We start from the raw sequence: 16,021 nt of genomic DNA on the forward strand, positions 1-16,021 counted from the left end.
CGGCGCGCGGATCCGGCCCGATCGGCGCAGGATCCTCGTGTGCAGGGTCTGTCGCCGGTCACATTCCGCGGTTACTGTGCGACCCGTACCCGTCGGCTGGCAGGAGGCGCGCGCCATGGCGTACGACGACTCGCGGTTCCGCGGTGAGCCCGGATTCCGGGAAGAGCCCGACTTCCGCTCGGGCGGCGTGCCCGAGGACGCGCCCACGCTGGGCGTCTCCAGCCAGTCCGTCTACACCCCCGGCAGCTTCCCGGTCTCGCCCGCCTACGGCTCCCCGGCCGCCGAGAGCAGCCCCGACGCCCGGCGCCGGCCCCCGACCGTCCGCCAGCTCGGCGACGTCTTCGACGACCCCGAGCACGGCGAGCCCGGCCGCGACCGCTATGCCGTGCACGCCCTCTGGGAGCTGGTGCTGCTGCTGGCCGCGGGAGCGCTGCTGTACCTGCTCCGCGACGCCAGCCCCGCGGCGCTGCGCGGCGCCGAGCTGCGCGCGCTGCTGCTCTCCGGCGCCGAGCTCGGCCTGGTCGCCGTGGCCGCCGGCCTCACCCTGCGGGCCGGCGCGCCGAATCTGGCCCTCGGCCCGATCGCGTTCGCCGCGGCCCTCTTCTTCGCCAAGAACGCCGACCGCGGCCTGCTCATGACCGCCGCCATCACCGGGCTCATCGCCGTCGGCGTCGGCGTGGTGATCGCGGTGCTGGTCGTCGCCTTCCACGTGCCCGGCTGGGCGGCCAGCCTCGGCGCCGCCCTCGCGCTCATCGCCTGGATCACGAACCAGCCCGCCGAGAAGCTCGTCGCCGGCGCCTACGACCCGCACCCGCACGCGATGTGGTGGGCGATCGGCGTGGCGGTGCTCGCGGCCGGCGGCGGCGCCCTCGGCGTCATCCGGCCGCTGCGGCGCGGGCTCGGCCGCTTCCGGCCCGTGCACGACCCGGCCGACCGGCGCGGCGGCGGCGCGGCCACCTTCACCGGGCTCGCGCTGGCCGGGTCGGCGCTGCTCGCGGCGGTCGGCGGGGTGCTCGTGGCCCTCGACGACCGCGGTGTCGCGGCCGGCGACGCGAGCGCCTCCTTCGGCGGGTTCACGGTCGGCGCGCTCGCGCTCGGGGCGGCGCTGGCCGGCGGCACCTCGGCCTTCGGCCGCCGTGGCGGGGTGCTCGGCACGCTGCTCGCGGTCGCCGTGATCACGCTGCTGCTGCGGTACACCGCGGCGGAGGGCTGGAAGCTGCAGCCGGTCGCGCTCGCGGCCGGCGCGATCGGCCTCGGCCTGGTGGTGACCCGGCTCGTGGAGACCTTCGGGCGCCCGCGCACCGCGGCGCAGGAGGCCGAGGAGGCGCCCTGGACCCCGCCGCCGATCACCACGCCGCAGCCCGAGCCCGACGACAACTGGTCCCCGCCCTCGAGCCGCACCGGGAGCTGGCCCGCCACCAGCGGCTACGACACCTCGCGCGACTCCGATCGCGGCTGGGGAGTCGAGGAGCGCTGGGGCACCAGATAGCCTGGTGACCATGACTGACGTCACGCTCGAACAGCTCGATGCCCTCTCCACCGAGGAGCTGCGCGACCGCGCGTTCGCCCTCGCGCGGCAGAAGCGCGACATCAAGTTCTTCTGGGATCTGTTCACGCACGTGACGCACAGCGACGAGGAGACCCAGGACGGCTGGATCGGCTCCCTCGACGCGACCATCGACGACGCCGTCGCCCTGTGGCGCGAGGTCACCAAGCACGAGTACGGCGAGAACGAGCCGCTCGTGCGGGCCGCGTTCATCGACTACATCATGAAAGCCGACAAGTAGCACAAATCGTCGCCGGTTTATTTTTCGCGGCCGGGGGGCCTTATCCCGGCATGGCAATCACGCGATCCCGTTACCGCACCGCGACGAGTGCGGGCACGCTCGTCGCCTTTCTCCTGGTGCTGATCTTCGGCAGCCCCTGGTACGTCGACTGGACCCAGAAGGGCGACCGGGGCATCTTCCTGGAGACCCTGGCCTGGCCGGCCTGGGCCTTCGACAGCGACGCGTCCGTGCGCGACCTGCTCGGCGCCGACCTCAAGGCCATCCTGCTGATCGTCTTCACCGCGTTGTTCATCACGCTGCTGGTCGGCGCCCAGCTGGCCTCGTCGCGCGGCACCATCTCGGCGATCTTCACCGGGTGGGCCGCCTACATCTTCGCGGCCGCGCTGGCGGCCTTCCTCACCTCGTTCCTGCTGTCGAACCCGTCGTTCGGCCAGGCCACCGCGAACGCGGCCGGCGGCGCCGGCTACGGCCTGATCGTGGGCTGGATCATCGGCCTGGCGACGATGGCCGGGCGGCGGCCATAACCGCCGCCCGCGCCGCCGGACTCACGCGGGCGTGTCCACCGCCGCGGACGCCAGGGCGACCTGGACGTCGGCGGCGGTGAGCGCGCCGATCGGCGAGTCGCCGTCGCGCACCACCACGGCACCGCGGCCCGCCGCCAGCATCGCCCCGAACGCCTCCCGCAGCGTCGCGCCGGACGACACCACCGGCGCGTCGTCGCCGGCCTCCGCCACCGGCCGCAGCCCGTCGGCGGGGATGGGCGTGACCGAGAGCCGCATGATCCCGCGGTCCTCGCCGACGAACCGCTCGACGAACTCGTTGCCGGGCCGCGCGAGCAGCTCGGCCGGGGTGGCGTACTGCTGCAGCTGCGCGTGGTCGGAGAGCACCGCGATGCGGTCCCCGAGCTTGATCGCCTCCTGCAGATCGTGCGTGACGAGGATCGTGGTCTTGCGCACCGCCCGCCGCAGCCGGAGGAACTCGTCCTGCAGCCGGCTCCGGTTGATCGGGTCGACGGCCGAGAACGGCTCGTCCATGAGCAGCACCCGCGGGTCCGCCGCGAGCGCCCGGGCGAAGCCGACCCGCTGACGCTGGCCGCCCGAGAGCTCGTGCGGGTAGCGCTTCGCGTACTGCGCCGGGGGCAGCCCGACAAGATCGAGCAGCTCGTCGGTGCGGGCGGCGGTCCGGCCCTTGTCCCAGCCGAGCATCCGCGGCACCGTGCCGACGTTCGTGCGCACGTTCTGGTGCGGGAAGAGCCCGACGTTCTGGATCACGTAGCCGATGGTCCGGCGCAGCTGTGTCGGGTCCGCGTTCGTGACGTCGGTGCCGTCGATGAGGATGCGGCCGCCGGAGGGCTCGATGAGGCGGTTCACCATCCGCAGTACCGTCGACTTGCCGCAGCCCGACGGGCCGATCAGCACCGTGACCTCGCCGGCGCCGATCTCGAGGCCGAGCTCCTCGACCGCGACCGTTCCGTCCGGATACACCTTGCGCAGCCGATCGAGCGTGATCGGCGCGGCATCGTGCTTCGCGGTAACGTCCACGCATGTCCTTCCTGGCTCGCGGTGAGGCGGGCAACCCCTGGTTCTCCTGGTCGTACGTCCGGGACAACGCCGACACGATCCGGGATGCGCTGCTCGACCACGTCGTGATCACGCTGTGGTCGGTGGCGATCGCGGTGGTCATCGCGATTCCGCTGGCGGTGCTGGCGTACTGGGTGCGCCCGCTCGCCACGCCGATTCTGACATCAGCGGGCGTGCTTTACACGATTCCGTCGCTGGCCCTGCTCGCCTTCCTGGCTCCGTTCATGGGCACCGGACGGTCGCCGGTGATTCTCGCGCTGACCTCCTACGCCCTGATCCTGCTCATCCGCAACGCCCTCACCGGCCTGCTCCAGGTGCCCGACGACGTGCGCGAGGCCGCGACCGCGATGGGCTACAGCCGATCCGCCCGGCTCTGGCGCGTCGAGCTGCCGCTGGCCCTGCCGGGCATCCTCACCGGGCTGCGGCTCGCGACCGTATCGACAGTGGCGTTGGTCACGGTCGGCGCGATCGTCGGCTCGCACGGCGGGCTGGGCTCGCTGATCCTCGCCGGCTTCCGCAACAACTACTACAAGGCCGAGATCTCCACGGCCGCGATCGCCTGCGTCGCGCTCGCGCTCGTGCTCGATGTGGTGCTGATGCTCGTCAGCCGCTCGCTGACGCCGTGGACCAGGAGGCGGGGGACGCTGTGAGTGTCATCAATGACGCATTCGTGTGGCTGAATGATCCCTTGAACTGGAGCAATCCGGGCGGGATCGTCGAGCGCCTGACGGAGCACATCGAGATCTCCTTGGCGGCGGTACTGATCGGCTGCGCCGTCGCGTGGCCCGTCGGCATCCTGCTGGGCCGGCGCGGGGCCGCCTCCGGCGTCATCGTGCTGCTGTCCAACCTGACCCAGGCCGTCCCCGTCATCGCGCTGCTGACCATCCTGTCGCTGACGCCCATCGGCCTCGGCAAGCCCGCGGTGATCATCGCACTCGCGGTCTTCTCGCTGCCGGCCCTGCTCGCCAACGCGTACACCGGCATGCGCGAGGTCGACCCCGAGGTCCGCGACGCGGCGAAGGGGGTCGGCATGACCACGGCGCAGCAGCTCCTGCGCGTCGAGCTCCCGCTCGCCGTGCCGTTCCTGGCCACGGGCCTGCGCATCGCCACGACCACGGTGGTGGCCACGGCGACCCTCGCCACCGCGGTCAACGGGGGCGGGCTCGGCATGATCATCTCGGCCGGCTTCGGCCTCGGCCCCGGCCACGGCGGGCAGATTCTCGCCGGGGCGATCCTCGTGGCCGGGCTGGCATTGATCGCCGACGGTGTGATGGCGATCATTGAGCGCAAGCTCACACCGAAGGTCCTTCGCCGGGCCGCGGGGCGTTCCTGAGCGCGAAAGGTGATATGTGCTACAGGCGGGTAACCGGTCGTTACAAAAACGTGCCTGGTTGCGGTTGCCGAATTTCCATCGCCGGAGTTGCCTATTGAGCAGCGGGCGGGCTTCCTTGCCATTCAAGCGCCGTCCGTCGGACACGCGGCCGGTCACAGTGATCGCGCCGGGACACGGAAGGCGGGCCAAGTTTTGCGAACAGCCATACGTGCCACGCTCGGGGTATTCCTCTGTCTCGCCGGTGTGGGCCTCGCCGCCTGCGGTGAGTCGGGGTCCTCGGGCACCGAGGCGCCGGCGAGCGTCAGCGGGGCGGGATGCGCCCCGGTCGCTGGGGAGAAGCTGGTCGTCCTCGATGACGACAAGAAGCTCCAGCTGGCGGACAACGTGATTCCAGCGATCAACGCGAAGATCGCCGACCCGGCGCTCATCGCCGCGCTGGACAAGGTCTCGGACGCACTCACCCCCGAGAAGCTGATCGCGCTCAACAAGGCGGTCGACGTCGACCGCAAGACCTCGAAGGTCGCGGCGGAGGAGTTCGCCAAGACCGCGAACCTCACCACCGGCCTGGAGAAGGGCAAGGGCGGGGCCGTCAAGATCGGCGCCGCGGACTTCTCCGAGAGCGCCACTCTCGGCGCGCTCTACGAGCTGGTCCTCGACGCCGCGGGCTACGACGCCTCGGTGCAGACCATCGGCAAGCGCGAGGTCTACTACGGGCAGCTCACCAAGGGCGACATTCAGGTCGTCCCGGAGTATGCCGCGACCCTCACCGAGTTCATCAACCAGTCCGTCAACGGCAAGGACGCCAAGACGCTCGCCTCCGGTGACGTCGACGCGACCGTGACCGCGCTGAAGGACCTGGGCGGCAAGCAGGGCCTGGCCTTCGGCAAGGCGTCGAAGGCGACCGACGGCAACGCGTTCGCGGTGACGTCGGAGTTCGCGTCGAAGAACGGCCTGAAGACGCTCAGCGACTTCGCGGCCAAGTGCTCGGGTCAGGCCACCGTCCTGGGCGGCCCCGCCGAGTGCCCGCAGCGCCCGTTCTGCCAGCCGGGCCTGGAGAAGACCTACGGCATCCAGTTCGGCAAGGTGCTGAGCCTCGACGCCGGCGGCCCGCAGAGCAAGGACGCCCTGAAGAAGGGCACCGCCTCGCTCGCGCTGGTGTTCTCGTCCGACGGCTCGCTGGGCTAGCCCGAAGATCGGAAGTCGTCCTCTCGTACCGCCCGATCGAGGTGGTACGAGAGGACATTTCGTTTGCGGGCAAGTGCGGGTAAGTTCTCTGCTCATGCCGGCCGCGGAGACCACCGGACCACCCGGGGAAAAGCGGAGCACCAAGCTGCTCCAGCTGCTCTTCTGGGGTGGTGTCGGGCTGGCCCCGCTGGCCGCCCTGCTCCTGCTCGTGGGCAGCGGCTTCGTGCTGCAGTTCGCCGCGGTGCTCGGCCTGTTCGCCGTCGTCCTCATCGGCCTGTCGATCGCGCTGCGGCGCGAGGGCGAGACGGTCAAGGGCGAGGTCGAGGAGATGGTGTACGAGGAGATCGACACCCTTCGCGAGAACGTCCGCGCCGACATCACGCACGCCGCCCGGCAGACCCACGGCCAGCTCATGGAGCGCGTCGGGGTGCTGCACGAGACCGTCGACGCGCTGCGCAACCAGGTCGAGATGCTGCGCGGGCAGCTCGAGCGGGCCGCCGCCCAGCCTCCGCCACCGAACCACCCGAGCGGCGGCTCGGCGGCGGTGCCCCAGGGCGTGCTGCGGCACACCGAGACCGTGCAGGTCACCACGAAGACGATGGTCGTCGACCCGGCCGAGTCCCGCTCCGGCACCGTCTACGGCGGCGGGCCGCGCGCCGACATCCCGCAGCAGCGCCGCCCGGACCGCTCCGAGCGCCTCCCGTCGCGACCCGAGCCGCGGCCCGAGCCCCGTGGCGAGGAGTACGGCCGCCGCCCGGAGCGCCGCGACGACTACGGTCAGCGGGACGAGCGCCACGAGTACGGCCACCGCGAGGAGTACGGCCACCGCGAAGAGCGTCGTGACGACTACGGCCGCCGGGACGAGCGCGAGGAGCACGGCCGCGGCGAACGTAGCCGCGAGCAGCTGCGCGACCAGGCCCGCGAGCAGAACTCCTGGACCGAGCAGCTGCTGCGCGAGCGGATGGCCCGGGCCGAGAGCGGCGAGTGGCCGCAGGCCCCGTCCCGCGGCGCCGACGTCGAGCGGCGCGGCGGGGGCCGGCGCCGGGCTGAGCCGGACGACGATGACGACAGCGTGACCGGCGTGCGCACCACCGACCGCTGGGCCTCCGTGCACAGCGACGAGCGCGGCGGTCGCGAGCTGCGCATGGGGGAGCGGCGCTCGGCCGTGCACGCCGACGAGACCGGCACGCACGTGCGCATCGAGGACCGCTGGGCCTCCGTGCGGCAGGAGGGGTACCACCCCGACGACTCGCCCACCGGCGGCCACCGCGCCGGCCCGAACGACCGTGACGACCGGCTGGGCGAGCGGCGCGGGCGGCGGCGGGCCGAGCCGGACGACCGCGAGGACGAGGCCTACGACGCCCGGTTCGAGAGCCGCTACGAGTCCGGCACCGAGAGTCCCCGCCGCTCCGAGGCGCGGCGGGAGCGCGAGCGCAGCTGGGCCTCCGGCGAGCAGGCCCGGGTCGAGGTGGGCCGGCGGCCCGAGGGGCAGTGGTCGGAGAGCACCTACGAGGAGGGCCGGCGCGACGACACCGGCTCGACGCGCTGGTCCGAGGTGCGCCGCTCCGAGCGGGCGATCGGCGGTGCGCAGGCGGCGCTGCCCGCGTCCCCGGCCGAGCCGGCCTCGCGCTGGACGTCGGGCTCCCGTGAGGACGAGCGCTGGCCCATGCCCGGGCGCGAGGACGAGCGGGTGTCGCGGCGGGCGCGGGCGGACGACGACGAGGAGTACGGCTGGAACGGCGCTCGCGACGAGTACCGCGGCGGCCGGGCGGCCCGGCCGATCGTCGACTTCGAGGGCAGCGACGACCGCTGGCGCTGACCGGCTCTCGCGCCCGGCGTCGCGTCACCTCTCCGAGTCGCGCGGCGTCGTCTCGCGGTCCGTCGGGGCGGCGCTACTTGTCGATGTCGCCGACGACGAAGAACATCGAGCCCAGGATCGCGATCAGGTCGGGCACCAGCGTGCCGGGCAGGAGCGTGGACAGCGCCTGCACGTTGGCGTAGGAGGCGGTGCGCAGCTTGAGCCGCCAGGGGGTCTTCTCGCCGCGGGAGACGAGGTAGTACCCGTTGATGCCGAGCGGATTCTCGGTCCACGCGTAGGTGTGGCCCTCGGGCGCCTTGACGACCTTCGGCAGGCGCACGTTCACCGGGCCGGTCAGCTGGTCCACCCGGTCGAGGCACTGCTGGGCGAGGTCGAGCGAGACGTACACCTGGTCCAGCAGCACCTCGAAGCGCGCGTGGCAGTCGCCCGCCGTGCGGGTCACCACCGGCACCGACAGCTCGCCGTAGGCGAGGTAGGGCTCGTCCCGGCGCAGGTCGAGATCGAGCCCGGAGGCCCGCCCGACCGGCCCTGAGGCGCCGAACGCGGCCGCGTCGGCGGCGCTGAGCACCCCGACGCCCTTCGTGCGGGCCAGGAAGATCTCGTTCTTGCGGATCAGGTTGTCCAGGTCGGGCATGCGCCGGCGGACCTGGTCGATCGCGGTCCGGGCGCGGCTGGTCCAGCCGGCCGGGACCTCCTCCTTGAGCCCGCCGACGCGGTTGTACATGTAGTGCATCCGCCCGCCCGAGGCCTCCTCGAGCACGGCCTGGATCGTCTCGCGCTCGCGGAAGGCGTAGAAGACCGGCGTGATGGCGCCGATCTCCAGCGGGTAGGAGCCGAGGAACATCAGGTGGTTGAGCACCCGGTTGAGCTCGGCGAGGGCGGTGCGCAGCCACACGGCCCGCTCGGGGACCTCGATGCCCATCAGCCGCTCGACGGCGAGCACCACGCCGAGCTCGTTGCAGAACGCCGAGAGCCAGTCGTGCCGGTTGGCCAGCATGATGATCTGGCGGTAGTCGCGCACCTCGAAGAGCTTCTCGGCGCCGCGGTGCATGTATCCGATGATCGGCTCGGCGCTGATGACCCGCTCGCCGTCCAGCACCAGCCGCAGGCGCAGCACGCCGTGGGTGGAGGGGTGCTGCGGGCCGATGTTGAGCACCATGTCGGCGGTGTCGAGCCCGGCACCCGTGCCGACGGTGACCTCGGACGTCATGGGGTCAACTCTAGAGGTCCTGCAGGATGCGCAGCGCTCTCGATACGTTGTGCATGGTGCTGGTATCGGCGACCGCCACCCGCTCCACGAACCACCGCTTGAGCGGCGAGGAGAGCCGGTCGGGCATGACGACGTACTCGTCGAGCTCGACCGCGAGCGGCGAGTCGCGCAGCTCCTCGGCGTCGGTCACCTCGGCCACGATGACGACGGGGACGTCGGTGCCGTTGAAGACGTCCGAGCTGATGACCAGGCCGAGCCGCTCACGGGCACCCTTGATGAGCCACACTTCACCGCGACGCACGGCGTCCACGGTATAGCTCGGCGTCGACGATCGCGATCTCCTCCTCGTCGGCGAGTGCGGACGCGTCGAGATCGATCTTGGCGCGGCGGACCGCCTCGGCGTGGGCCGAGAAGATCTCCCGCAGGGCCCGCTCCTGCGTGGCGCGGTCGATCCACGCGCTGAGCGACACCCCGTCGCGCTCGGCCCAGTGCCGGGCGTCGGCGATGGTCTGATCGGAGAACGAGAGGGTCACCTTCGTCGTCATGCCATCGAGTGTACCGCTGGTATGACCATCGGTCATACCCAGTGCATGACCCAGTAGTGGCCGCCCAGCCCGCCCGGGTCGGTGAGCTCGCCCGCGGCCGAGGCGCGGGCCAGGGCGCGCACGTAGGCGGCCGGGTCGGTGCTCGCGAGCGCGAGGGGCGGCCGGGCGCCGTCCACGCCGAGCAGGCGCAGGGCCTCGCGCTGGGGCAGGACCGGGGCGCCCAGCGAGTCGAGCGCGACGTGCGCGGTCAGGTCGCGCTCGCCGTCCGGCACCGGCTCGACCGGCCGGCCGTCGCGGAACGCGGCCAGCGTGCCGAAGAGCGGGCGCCCGGCCGCGAAGTGCCCGTAGTCGACGGCCAGGGCCAGGCCGCGCTCGACGGTGGCGACCGCGGCGGCCCAGGCCTCGTCGCGCGGCCGGCCGATCTCGGCCCGCGCCCCGGGCGGGGCGCCGTCCAGCGGCCACCAGCGCTCCAGCCACGCCCGGTCGGCCGGGGCGATGGGGTCGTCGGCGGGGGTGAGGTCGCTCTGGAGGTACCGAATCCGGAAATCGGTGCCGAGCTCGACGATGTCCACGGGCACGTTGTCGAGCCACTCGGTGGCGATCAGCAGTCCGGCGGTCCCCTCGGGCGGCGTCGTGGTCCACCCGATCGGGGACGGCAGTTCACCCGGTCGAGGGGCCCGCTCGACCCCGGTCGCGCGCACCCGCCGGCGCAGGTCGCCCGGCAGTGCGGCCAGGACGGCGATCAGCAGCTCGCCCCGGCCGGCGCCGACGTCCACGAGGTCGAGGCGCGCCGGGCGGTCGAGGGCCTCGTCGAGGCGGCCCAGCAGTGTGGCGACGGCCCCGGCGAACAGCGGCGAGGCGTGCACGCTGGTGCGGAAGTGATCCGCCGGGCGGTGTCGCAGGAAGAAGCCCTCCGGTCCGTAGAGGGCCGCGTCCATCGCCTGACGCCACAGCATCACAGGAACGCTCGGCCCTCGCCGCGGTAGGTCGGGACGACGTCGACGATCCGGTCGCCCTGCACCAGGTGCACCTCGTTGACGTGTTCGCACAGCTCGCCGGCCTTGGAGTGGCGGAAGTACACCCGGTCGCCGACCCGCAGGCCGGCCGCGCCCGGGCCGACGAGCGGGGTCTGCACCTCGCCCGCGCCCTCGGTGCCGATCAGCTTGAGGCCCTCCGGCAGCCAGGGCAGCGGCTGGCGCGTCGGCGACGCCTCGCCGGAGGCGATCCAGCCGCCGCCGAGCGTGGTCACGGTGTCCGCGTTGGGGCGCCGCACGACCGACAGGGCGAAGAGCGCGGCGGGTTCCGGGCGCCAGTTGGTGTACCCGTCGAAGAGCCACGGCCCGAAGAGCCCCGATCCGGCGGCGACCTCGGTCACGGCCGGGTCGGCGGCCGTCGCGGCCACGCTGCCGGTCCCGCCGCCGTTGACGAACTCCAGGTCGGCGTGGCGGCGCACCTCGGCCACGACCGCGGCCCGGCGGGCGAGCAGCTCCGGCATCGAGCGGCGCTGGATGGCCCGGATCAGCAGGCCGCGCACCGGGCGCCCGGGCGGGGCGTCGCCCAGGCCGGCGATCTGCGCCTCGTAGGACATCAGCCCCACCAGGCGGAACCCCGGCCGCGCGGCGATCGCGGCGGCCAGCTCGCCGGCCTGCCGCGGGCTGTGCACGGGGGAGCGGCGCACGCCGATGTGCACCTTGGACACCGGCCGCCAGGAGGCGTCGAGGTCGATGCAGACGCGCACGGGCGCGGCCCGCCGATCGGCGGGGACGAGCGCGTCGACGAGGTCGAGCTGCTCGACGCCGTCGACCATCACGGTGATCGTGGCGGCCAGCTTCTCGTCCGTGGCCAGGCGGCGCAGGGCGGCGCGGTCGGCGGTGGGGTAGGCGACCAGGATGTCGTCCGCGGTGCCGTGCCCGGCGAGCCAGATCGCCTCCGGAAGAGTGAACGCCATGATGCCGCGCCAGCCCGGCTGGGCCAGGGCGCGCTCGATCAGCGCGCGGACGCGCACCGACTTGCTCGGCGCGCGCAGCGGCTTGCCCGCGGCCCGGTTCACCAGGCTTGCGCTGTTGCTGTCGAAGGCATCCAGGTCCACGATCGCGAACGGCGGGTCGAGATCGGCGGTAGCCCGGTCATAACGGGCACGAGCGTTGGACACGACGTCACGGTAACCGGTACCCCATGAAGATGAAAGAACCTCGCGTCCTCGGGCGCGCCTCCGAAATTGTCGGGGGTGGCCTGTAGCGTGAGGACCGGAGATTCTAGGGGGTGCCGCCATCGCCAGCAGCGATCTTTCCGGATTCGGGGAGCTGAGCGCCGTCCTGCGCATCCGGCCTTTCCGCCGGCTGTGGGCGGTGCTCGGCCTCTCGTCCCTCGGCGACTGGCTCGGCCTGCTCGCCGCCTCCACGTTCGCCGCCGCGCAGGTGTCCAACGAGGCCGCCCAGGGCGTCGCGTTCGGCTCGGTCATCGCCGTGCGCCTGCTGCCCGCGCTGATCCTCGGGCCGGTGGCGGGCGTCTTCGCCGACCGGTTCGACCGGCGGCTGACGATGGTCGTCTGCGACCTGCTGCGCTTCGCGTTCTTCGCCTCCATCCCGGCCGCGGCCCTCGTCACGCGCGACGCCGCCCTGGTCATCACCTGGACCGCGATCGCCACCTTCGTGATCGAGACGGTCGCGATGATCTGGACGCCGGCGAAGGAGGCGGCGGTGCCCAACCTGCTGCCCCGGGCGCGGCTGGAGACCGCCAACCAGCTCACCCTCGCCACGACCTACGGCATCACGCCCGTCGTCGCCGCGCTCGTGCTCATCGGGCTGCAGTGGCTGATCACCTCGATCTTCGGCCCCGCCACGCCCGCCGGTCTGCAGCCCAGCACCGTCGCGCTGTGGTTCAACGCGCTGACGTTCCTGGCCACCGCGGGCACCGTGTTCTTCGGCATCCGCGAGATCAGCGGCCGGCGCACCGCGGGGGTCGAGCGCAAGCCCGGCATGATCCGCGAGTTCACCCAGGGCTGGGCCTTCGTCAGCAAGACGCCGCTCGTGCGCGGCCTGGTGCTGGGCATCTTCGGCGCCTTCGCCGGCGGCGGCGTGGTGGTCGGCACCGCCAAGTTCTACGCGACCTCGCTGGGCGCCGGCACCAAGGCGTTCGCGCTGCTCTTCGCCGTGCTCTTCCTCGGCCTCGGGGTCGGCATCGCGGGCGGACCCAAGCTCGTCGGGGCCCTGTCCCGGCGCCGCTGGTTCGGCCTGTCGATCATCCTGGCCGCCGGCTCCGTCCTCATCCTGGCCCTGGCCACCCACCTCAGCATCGCCGTGGGCGGCGCGCTGCTGGTCGGCGGCGGCGCCGGCATGGCGTTCCTGTCCGGCACCACGCTGCTCGGCGGCGAGGTCGCCGACGACATGCGCGGCCGCGCCTTCGCCTTCGTGCAGATGGGCACCCGCGTGGTGCTCATGCTCACCATCTCGCTGTCCAGCATCATCGTCGGCCTCGGCGGCACCCGCACGATCGACCTGGGCTTCTACGCCTTCGACGTCTCCAGCACCCGGCCCCTGCTCGCCATCGCCGGCGTCCTGGGCGTCTTCGCGGGCCTGTTCGCCCTGAAGCAGATGGACGACAAGAAGGGCGTGCCGATCTTCGCCGACCTGATCGGCTCGGTCCGCGGCCGCCCGCTCAGCCCCGCCGAACCGCGCGCCGCGAGCGGGGTCTTCATCGTGTTCGAGGGCGGCGAGGGCGCGGGCAAGTCGACACAGGTCAACCGGCTCGCCGACGGGCTGCGCGCGATCGGGCGCGAGGTCGTGGTCACCCACGAGCCGGGGGCCACGCCGGTCGGGTCGCGCATCCGCAGCCTGGTGCTCGACCGGCCGGCCGAGGGCGGCGAGGTGTTGACGCCCCGGGCCGAGGCGCTGCTCTACGCGGCCGACCGGGCGCACCACGTGGCCTCCGTGGTCCGTCCGGCGCTGGAGCGCGGGGCGGTGGTCATCAGCGATCGGTACGTCGACTCGTCGCTCGCCTACCAGGGCGCCGGGCGCACCCTGCCGGTCGACGAGGTGTCGTGGCTGTCGAAGTGGGCGACGGGCGGGCTCAAGCCGGACCTCGTGGTGCTGCTCGACCTGGACCCGTCGGTCGGGCTGGCGCGGGCCGGCAAGCGCGGGGAGGCGGACCGGCTGGAGAGCGAGTCGCTGGCCTTCCACGAGCGGGTGCGGTATGCCTTCCTGGACCTGGCCTCGGCGGACCCGAGCCGCTATCTCGTGCTGGACGCGACCAACGGGGTCGACGCGCTGGCGGAGGGGATTCTGCAGCGGGTGCGCCACCTCATTCCCGAGGCCGAGTCCTCCATCGAGAAGGTCCTGCACGACGCGGCCGAGGTCGCCTCGGCCCTGACGGGCGACCCGGGCACCTCCTCCGCCGGCCCCTCCTCCACGTCCTCCGGCTCCGCCGGCTCCTCCGACGACCCGGACGCCCCCGGGAAGCCGGGCGGGGCCTCCGGCTTGTCGTCCGGTCAGGAGTCGCGGGTATGACGCCGCCGATCTTCGACGAGCTGGTCGGGCAGCCGGATGCCGTGGCGACGCTTTCGCGGGCCGTCGAGGCGGCCGACGCGATCGTGCGCGGGGACGCGCCGGACGCGGCCGGGCAGCAGGCGATGACCCACGCGTGGCTGTTCACCGGGCCGCCGGGGTCGGGGCGGTCGGTCGCCGCGCGCACGTTCGCCGCGGCGCTGCAGTGCCCCAACGGCGGCTGCGGCACGTGCCCGGCCTGCCACACCGCGCTGACCGGCACGCACGCGGACGTGCGGTTCGTGGTGCCGGAGGGCCTGTCGATCGCCGTCGGCGAGATGCGCGCGCTCGTGCTGCGGGCCGCGAGCTCGCCGACCCAGGGGCGCTGGCAGGTGCTGCTGGTCGAGGACGCCGACCGTCTGACCGAGGCCGCCGGCAACGCGCTGCTGAAGGCGGTCGAGGAGCCGCCGCCGCGCACGGTCTTCCTGCTGTGCACGCCGAGCACCCACCCCGACGACATCTCGGTGACGATTCGGTCGCGCTGCCGGGTCGTACCGCTGCGCCAACCCCCGGCCGAGGCCATCGCCGCGGTCCTGCACCGGCGCGACGGCATCGACGAGCAGACCGCCGCGTGGGCGGCCGCCGCGTCGCAGGGGCACGTCGGGCGGGCCCGGCGCCTGGCCCGCGATCCGCAGGCGCGCAGCCGGCGGGACGCGGTGCTCGCCGTGCCGCGCCGCCTCACCGGCATCGGCGCCGCCTTCGACGCCGCGAGCGCCCTGATCGAGGCGGCCGAGGCCGAGGCCGCCGCGTCGGTCGCCGAGGTCGACGCGAAGGAGCGCTCGGCCCTGGAGACGGCCCTGGGCGCGGGCGGCACCGGCAAGGGCGCCGCGGGCGCGGTGCGGGGCTCGGCGGGCCAGCTGAAGGACCTCGAGCGCCGCCAGAAGTCCCGCGCGACCCGGGCCCAGCGCGACTCGCTGGACCGCGCCCTGGTCGACCTGGCCGGCTTCTACCGCGACGTGATCGCCAACGCCTTCGGTGCCGACGTGGCCCCCGTGCACGGCGACGTCGACGAGCTGGCGACGGCCGCGGCGGAGAAGTGGACGGGCGAGAGCGCGCTGCGGCGGCTGGAGGCGGTGCTGGAGTGCCGCGTCGCCATCGAGGCGAACGTGAAGCCGCGGATCGCGGTCGAGGCCATGATGCTGGCCCTCTGGCGGGGCTGATCCGGGGAGCACGACCTTCGGTGTGGCGCCGACCTCGCGCTGCGGCGTGCTGGCTTCGGCCTTGCGTCGCGGCGTGCTCGCGCTGGCCCTGTGCTTGCGCCGGCCTTGCGTCGCGGCGTGCTCGCGCTGGCCCTGTGCTTGCGCCGGCCTTGCGTTGCGGCGTGCTCGCGCTGGCCCTGTGCTTGCGCCGGCCTTGCGTTGCGGCGTGCTCGCGCTGGCCCTGTGCTTGCGCCGGCCTTGCGTTGCGGCGTGCTCGCGCTGGCCCTGCGTTGCGGTGTGTTTGCGCCGCGTTCGTGGAGGGCTCGCCTGTCCTCGGCATCGGTGGGGCGTCGGGTGGTCTCGCCCTGGCGGCGGCCCGGGGAACGACCCATCGACGGCGGTTGGCGGTCCAGACTCTGGTTACCCGTCGGTTGTGGATAGCGGGGCGGGGTTGTCCACAGGGTTGGATTCGGTCTTCCGTGGGGGCGTCGGGGTGCCGTACGGTCGGGCGCGGGAGGTCGAATGGGGCGCGAGATCGACGAGACTTGGATCGAGGAGGCGGTCGAGCGCTACCGCCGCATCGAGGAGCTGCAGGCCCGGTTCGACAAGGCGGTGACGACCGTCGAGGTGGCCGTGCGATCGGCCGACGGGCTGGTCGAGGTCCTGGTCACCGCCGACGGAACGATCCGCGACGTGCGGATCGAGGGCCCGCTGCACAACCGGTCGAGCGAGACCGTGTCGCGCTCGGTCCGCGAGGCGGTGACCGCCGCCGCGGACGCCGCGGCCTGGGCGCGCGGGAAGCTGCGGGCCGAGACCTTCGGCGACTACCGCGAACTCCAATGACATCGACCATCGTGGGCGCGCGGCCACGAACCGGCCGGG

General features: G+C 73.2%; 15 protein-coding genes and 1 pseudogene. 10 read left to right on the forward strand and 6 right to left on the reverse strand.

What is annotated here, in order from left to right:
- Positions 1–76 precede the first annotated feature (76 nt).
- The 3 genes from ACQP2P_RS02930 to ACQP2P_RS02940 are packed head-to-tail and all read left to right on the forward strand — an operon-like array spanning position 77 to position 2,311.
- Positions 77–1,489: an ABC transporter permease gene (locus tag ACQP2P_RS02930; protein WP_433613008.1), complete on the forward strand. Its 1,413-nt coding sequence runs from the start codon at positions 77–79 to the stop codon at positions 1,487–1,489.
- A gap of 10 nt (positions 1,490–1,499) precedes the next feature.
- A complete protein-coding gene (locus tag ACQP2P_RS02935; RefSeq protein ID WP_433613010.1) occupies positions 1,500–1,787 on the forward strand; it encodes a hypothetical protein in 288 nt (95 codons plus the stop codon).
- Between the two features lie 50 nt (positions 1,788–1,837).
- Positions 1,838–2,311, forward strand: a complete 474-nt coding sequence (locus ACQP2P_RS02940) for a hypothetical protein (RefSeq protein ID WP_433082807.1) — start codon at positions 1,838–1,840, stop codon at positions 2,309–2,311.
- 21 nt (positions 2,312–2,332) lie between these two features.
- Here ACQP2P_RS02940 and ACQP2P_RS02945 read toward each other — a convergent pair whose 3' ends face one another.
- Positions 2,333–3,328, reverse strand: a complete 996-nt coding sequence (locus tag ACQP2P_RS02945; RefSeq protein ID WP_433613012.1) for an ABC transporter ATP-binding protein — start codon at positions 3,326–3,328, stop codon at positions 2,333–2,335.
- A gap of 2 nt (positions 3,329–3,330) precedes the next feature.
- Here ACQP2P_RS02945 and ACQP2P_RS02950 point away from each other — a divergent pair, with 2 nt between their 5' ends.
- From ACQP2P_RS02950 to ACQP2P_RS02965, 4 genes and pseudogenes are all read left to right on the forward strand, one after another.
- Positions 3,331–4,017 (forward strand): ABC transporter permease, encoded by a 687-nt coding sequence (locus ACQP2P_RS02950; protein ID WP_433613014.1) that lies wholly within the window; start codon positions 3,331–3,333, stop codon positions 4,015–4,017.
- A complete protein-coding gene (locus ACQP2P_RS02955) occupies positions 4,014–4,700 on the forward strand; it encodes an ABC transporter permease (RefSeq protein WP_433082813.1) in 687 nt (228 codons plus the stop codon). The genes ACQP2P_RS02950 and ACQP2P_RS02955 overlap by 4 nt, the downstream gene beginning before the upstream one ends.
- A 94-nt stretch (positions 4,701–4,794) precedes the next feature.
- Positions 4,795–5,885 (forward strand): annotated as a pseudogene (locus tag ACQP2P_RS02960) (glycine betaine ABC transporter substrate-binding protein).
- Between the two features lie 94 nt (positions 5,886–5,979).
- Positions 5,980–7,704, forward strand: a complete 1,725-nt coding sequence (locus ACQP2P_RS02965) for a hypothetical protein (RefSeq protein ID WP_433613017.1) — start codon at positions 5,980–5,982, stop codon at positions 7,702–7,704.
- 73 nt (positions 7,705–7,777) lie between these two features.
- On the opposite strand, the gene ACQP2P_RS02970 is transcribed toward ACQP2P_RS02965, so the two are convergent.
- The 5 genes from ACQP2P_RS02970 to ACQP2P_RS02990 are packed head-to-tail and all read right to left on the reverse strand — an operon-like array spanning position 7,778 to position 11,611.
- On the reverse strand, positions 7,778–8,914 hold the full coding sequence (locus tag ACQP2P_RS02970) for an NADH-quinone oxidoreductase subunit D (protein ID WP_433613019.1): 1,137 nt from the start codon (positions 8,912–8,914) through the stop codon (positions 7,778–7,780).
- A gap of 10 nt (positions 8,915–8,924) precedes the next feature.
- Positions 8,925–9,224, reverse strand: a complete 300-nt coding sequence (locus tag ACQP2P_RS02975) for a type II toxin-antitoxin system PemK/MazF family toxin (RefSeq protein WP_433613021.1) — start codon at positions 9,222–9,224, stop codon at positions 8,925–8,927.
- A complete protein-coding gene (locus tag ACQP2P_RS02980; RefSeq protein ID WP_350612335.1) occupies positions 9,202–9,459 on the reverse strand; it encodes a DUF6364 family protein in 258 nt (85 codons plus the stop codon). Before ACQP2P_RS02980 ends, ACQP2P_RS02975 begins: the two co-directional genes overlap by 23 nt.
- A 32-nt stretch (positions 9,460–9,491) precedes the next feature.
- Positions 9,492–10,415: an SAM-dependent methyltransferase gene (locus ACQP2P_RS02985; protein WP_433613023.1), complete on the reverse strand. Its 924-nt coding sequence runs from the start codon at positions 10,413–10,415 to the stop codon at positions 9,492–9,494.
- Positions 10,415–11,611 (reverse strand): amino acid deaminase/aldolase, encoded by a 1,197-nt coding sequence (locus ACQP2P_RS02990; protein WP_433613025.1) that lies wholly within the window; start codon positions 11,609–11,611, stop codon positions 10,415–10,417. The genes ACQP2P_RS02985 and ACQP2P_RS02990 overlap by 1 nt, the downstream gene beginning before the upstream one ends.
- Positions 11,612–11,807: 196 nt before the next feature.
- On the opposite strand from ACQP2P_RS02990, the gene tmk reads away from it, so the two are divergent.
- The 3 genes from tmk (at position 11,808) to ACQP2P_RS03005 (ending at position 15,982) form a co-directional block, all read left to right on the forward strand.
- Positions 11,808–13,964, forward strand: a complete 2,157-nt coding sequence (tmk, locus tag ACQP2P_RS02995) for a dTMP kinase (RefSeq protein WP_433613027.1) — start codon at positions 11,808–11,810, stop codon at positions 13,962–13,964.
- On the forward strand, positions 13,961–15,160 hold the full coding sequence (locus tag ACQP2P_RS03000; RefSeq protein WP_433613029.1) for a DNA polymerase III subunit delta': 1,200 nt from the start codon (positions 13,961–13,963) through the stop codon (positions 15,158–15,160). Before tmk ends, ACQP2P_RS03000 begins: the two co-directional genes overlap by 4 nt.
- A gap of 501 nt (positions 15,161–15,661) precedes the next feature.
- Positions 15,662–15,982 (forward strand): YbaB/EbfC family nucleoid-associated protein, encoded by a 321-nt coding sequence (locus ACQP2P_RS03005; protein ID WP_433613031.1) that lies wholly within the window; start codon positions 15,662–15,664, stop codon positions 15,980–15,982.
- Positions 15,983–16,021: the final 39 nt, after the last annotated feature.

This window comes from Dactylosporangium sp. CA-139114 (assembly GCF_050955725.1).
Taxonomy (GTDB): domain Bacteria; phylum Actinomycetota; class Actinomycetes; order Mycobacteriales; family Micromonosporaceae; genus Dactylosporangium.

Excerpts from the sequence above, each read along its gene's own strand:
- ACQP2P_RS02935 (WP_433613010.1), top strand. The coding sequence starts at position 1,500 with ATGACTGACGTCACGCTCGAACAGCTCGATGCCCTCTCCACCGAGGAG.
- ACQP2P_RS03005 (WP_433613031.1), top strand. The coding sequence starts at position 15,662 with ATGGGGCGCGAGATCGACGAGACTTGGATCGAGGAGGCGGTCGAGCGC.
- ACQP2P_RS02965 (WP_433613017.1), top strand. The coding sequence starts at position 5,980 with ATGCCGGCCGCGGAGACCACCGGACCACCCGGGGAAAAGCGGAGCACC.
- ACQP2P_RS02985 (WP_433613023.1), bottom strand. The coding sequence starts at position 10,415 with ATGCTGTGGCGTCAGGCGATGGACGCGGCCCTCTACGGACCGGAGGGC.
- ACQP2P_RS03000 (WP_433613029.1), top strand. The coding sequence starts at position 13,961 with ATGACGCCGCCGATCTTCGACGAGCTGGTCGGGCAGCCGGATGCCGTG.
- ACQP2P_RS02950 (WP_433613014.1), top strand. The coding sequence starts at position 3,331 with ATGTCCTTCCTGGCTCGCGGTGAGGCGGGCAACCCCTGGTTCTCCTGG.
- ACQP2P_RS02980 (WP_350612335.1), bottom strand. The coding sequence starts at position 9,459 with ATGACGACGAAGGTGACCCTCTCGTTCTCCGATCAGACCATCGCCGAC.
- ACQP2P_RS02970 (WP_433613019.1), bottom strand. The coding sequence starts at position 8,914 with ATGACGTCCGAGGTCACCGTCGGCACGGGTGCCGGGCTCGACACCGCC.
- ACQP2P_RS02940 (WP_433082807.1), top strand. The coding sequence starts at position 1,838 with ATGGCAATCACGCGATCCCGTTACCGCACCGCGACGAGTGCGGGCACG.